Annotated in this window: 4 protein-coding genes; all 4 read left to right on the top strand. The window is 63.2% G+C overall.

The window, feature by feature from the left end:
- On the top strand, nucleotides 1-708 hold a 708-nt coding region (gene dnaJ / locus AC1DT3_RS16355), incomplete at its 5' end, for a molecular chaperone DnaJ (protein WP_477466301.1).
- Between the two features lie 63 nt (nucleotides 709-771).
- Nucleotides 772-1,392 carry a class I SAM-dependent methyltransferase gene (locus tag AC1DT3_RS16350; protein WP_477466300.1) on the top strand — a complete coding sequence of 207 codons (621 nt, stop codon included), beginning with the start codon at nucleotides 772-774 and terminating at the stop codon, nucleotides 1,390-1,392.
- Nucleotides 1,389-2,126 carry an orotidine-5'-phosphate decarboxylase gene (gene pyrF, locus AC1DT3_RS16345; RefSeq protein WP_477466299.1) on the top strand — a complete coding sequence of 246 codons (738 nt, stop codon included), beginning with the start codon at nucleotides 1,389-1,391 and terminating at the stop codon, nucleotides 2,124-2,126. The genes AC1DT3_RS16350 and pyrF overlap by 4 nt, the downstream gene beginning before the upstream one ends.
- Before the next feature lie 108 nt (nucleotides 2,127-2,234).
- Complete coding sequence (blaOXA, locus tag AC1DT3_RS16340; RefSeq protein WP_477466298.1) at nucleotides 2,235-3,032, top strand: class D beta-lactamase; 798 nt, start codon at nucleotides 2,235-2,237, stop codon at nucleotides 3,030-3,032.
- Nucleotides 3,033-3,121 lie beyond the last annotated feature (89 nt).

The raw sequence follows: 3,121 nt of genomic DNA, 5'->3' as shown, positions 1-3,121 counted from the left end.
TCCGTCACCTGCGAGGTGTGCTCTGGCTCCGGCGCCAAGGCCGGCTCCAAGCCCAGGCAATGTCCGACCTGCGGCGGTGCCGGCCGCGTGCGCGCGCAGCAGGGCTTCTTCTCGATCGAGCGGACCTGTCCCAACTGTCACGGCCGCGGCGAGGTCATCGACGACCCCTGCGGCAATTGCCATGGCGCAGGCCGAGTGACCCGCGAGCGCACCCTCTCCGTGAACATTCCCGCGGGCGTCGAAGAGGGCACGCGCATCCGTCTGTCGGGCGAGGGCGAGGCGGGCGTTCGCGGCGGACCGGCCGGCGACCTCTACATTTTTCTCGCGCTGAAACCTCACGAGTTTTTCCAGCGCGATGGGGCAGACCTGTTCTGCCGCGTGCCGATTTCGATGGTGAGCGCGTCGCTCGGCGGCGAATTCAGTGTGCCCAACATCGACGGGTCGGACGTCAAAGTGAAAGTCCCGGAGGGGACTCAATCGGGCAAGCAGTTCCGCCTGAAGGGTAAGGGCATGCCCGTTTTGCGCTCCCGCGACGTGGGCGATCTCTATATTCAGGTTGTCGTCGAGACGCCCCAGAAACTGACGAAGCGCCAGCGCGAACTTCTGATGGAATTCGATCAGGAGTGCTCAAAGGACACACATCCGGAAAGTTCGGGCTTTTTTACCCGTGTCCGTGAATTTATCGATGGTCTGGGTGGATCCAGTTAACTTGACGGTCGTTTTCTTTGAGTTCTAAAGAGTGACGAAGATCGCCTTCAAGGGGTCCCCCTAGTGCTTCAGTCCTTTCCAAGACCGACGTCGCGTAAGCTTCCCCTCGGCAAGGATCGCTTCGAAGACGAAGCCCGTTTTCTCCGCTCTTGGCTCGAACGCCCGTTGGTGATGGGTGCGGTGACCCCGTCCGGCAAGGTCTTGGCGCGAACCATGGCCTCCTTCGTCGACACACGCATTCCAGGTCCCATCCTCGAGCTCGGTCCGGGCACTGGGCCGGTCACGGACGCGCTCATCCGGCGCGGGGTGGCGCAGGATCGGTTGGTCCTCGTGGAGTTCGATCCTGAATTCTGCCAATTGTTGAAACGCCGCTTTCCCAAGGCGACGATCGTGCAAGGGGACGCATACGACCTCGCCGAGACCCTGACGGGCGTGCTGAGCGAACCTGTCGCGGCGACCGTATCGAGCCTGCCGCTTTTCACCAAACCGATGGAACAGCGCACGGATCTGCTCGAGACTGCCCAGTCCCTGATGCATCCGGATGCACCGTTCATTCAGTTCACCTACGCGGTCGTGCCTCCGATCCCCGCCCGCTCGCCCGCCTATCGAACCCGCGCCTCCAACCGGATCTGGCGCAATCTCCCTCCGGCCCGCGTCTGGGTCTACAATCAGGTCAAACCATGAGCGCACAGATGTCCCTCGGCCCGCAAACCATTCCGGGGAACGTTCGTGATCGTCTCATCATCGGCCTCGATCTCTCATCCGTCGAAGAGGCCCGCGCCATCGTCGAACGCATCGGCGATGCCGGTACTTTCTACAAGATCGGGTATCAACTCGGATATGCGGGAGGCCTCGCCTTCGCCGAGGAACTGATCGGCAAGGGCAAGAAGGTCTTCCTCGATCTGAAGCTCCACGACATCGGCAATACCGTCGAATCGGGGGTTCGATCGGTCGCACGGCTCGGCGCAACGTTTCTTACCGTACACGCCTATCCGCAGACCATGCGTGCGGCCGTTGCCGGCAAGGCCGGATCAAACCTCAAGATCCTCGCGGTCACGGTCCTGACGTCCTATTCCGACGAGGATCTTACCGAGGCCGGTTATACACCCGGGACCACCGCCGCCCTCGTCGAGCGCCGGTCGAAGCAGGCGCGCGATCTCGGCATCGACGGCATCGTCTGCGCCGCAACGGAGGCCGCCAGCGTACGTCGCATTGTCGGTCCCGACATTGCGATCGTGACCCCCGGCATCCGTCCCGCGGGCTCGGCGGCCGACGACCAGAAGCGCATCGTCACGCCGGGTGAAGGCATCCGCAACGGAGCGGATCATCTCGTGGTGGCCCGCCCCATCATCAAGGCAGCAGACCCTCGCGCGGTGACCGAGCGCATCGTCGAGGAAATCGCGGCGGCGCTCCTGTAAACCGCACAACGCTTTCTTAACCGTCAGATCAACTGAATTCCCGGCTGCCATGAAGCGGCCCCTTTTGCCCCCAAATCCGAACGCTGATCGCAAAAGAGAGGGGCGCACATGATCCGACGACTCGTATTGGCATTGGGGCTCGTCGCCTGCGCCGGGACTGCCATGGCGTCCGGCACCTGCACGATTATCGCGGACACGCAGACGGGACGCCTCCTGCAGCAATCGGGAGCGTGCGAGATCCGCGTCAGCCCGGCATCGACCTTCAAAATCGCCCTCGGCATCATGGGTTACGATGCCGGCGTCCTTAGGGACGCGCACGATCCCGCGTGGCCATACCGCAAGGAATTCGCTGCCGCGCGCGAAAGCTGGCGCAAGACGACCGACCCCACCACGTGGATGACCGATTCCGTCGTTTGGTACTCGCAGGAGCTGACCCGCGCCTTGGGTGAAGAACGTTTCGGTTCCTATGTGGACCGGTTCGGTTACGGTAACAGGAACGTCACCGGGGATCCCGGCCGCGGCAACGGGCTGACCCGATCCTGGCTGAGTTCGTCCCTCAAGATTTCGCCCTTGGAACAGATCGTTTTTCTGCGAAAGGTTCTGCGCCATGAATTGCCGGTTCCTGCGCAGGCGATGGAGGCGACGCTCGCCTTGGTGCCGCGCTTTTCTGCGAAGGACGGGTGGACGGTCCGCGGCAAGACCGGTTCAGGCTTTCGGGTCCATCCGAGCGGCAAGCGCGATCGAGAGCGCCAGTTCGGCTGGTTCGTCGGCTGGGCCGAAAAGGACGGCAGCTCCTACCTTTTCGCCCGCCTCCTGACCGATCTGCCCAATGATGGTCGTCCGCCTGGCTTCCAGGCTCGCGACTCGCTGCTCGACGATCTCCCGAAATTGATGTCGGGCTACTGAGCGGGAGCGAACCCGCTTGACGGGTCTCCCGGCTTGGCGTTCGGTGCTGCCTCGCACTCGAGGAGCCGCCCATGCCGAAAGCCTACGTC

Source organism: Microvirga sp. P4_G7 (assembly GCF_056401005.1).
This window is presented reverse-complemented; position numbering and strand designations above follow the sequence as displayed.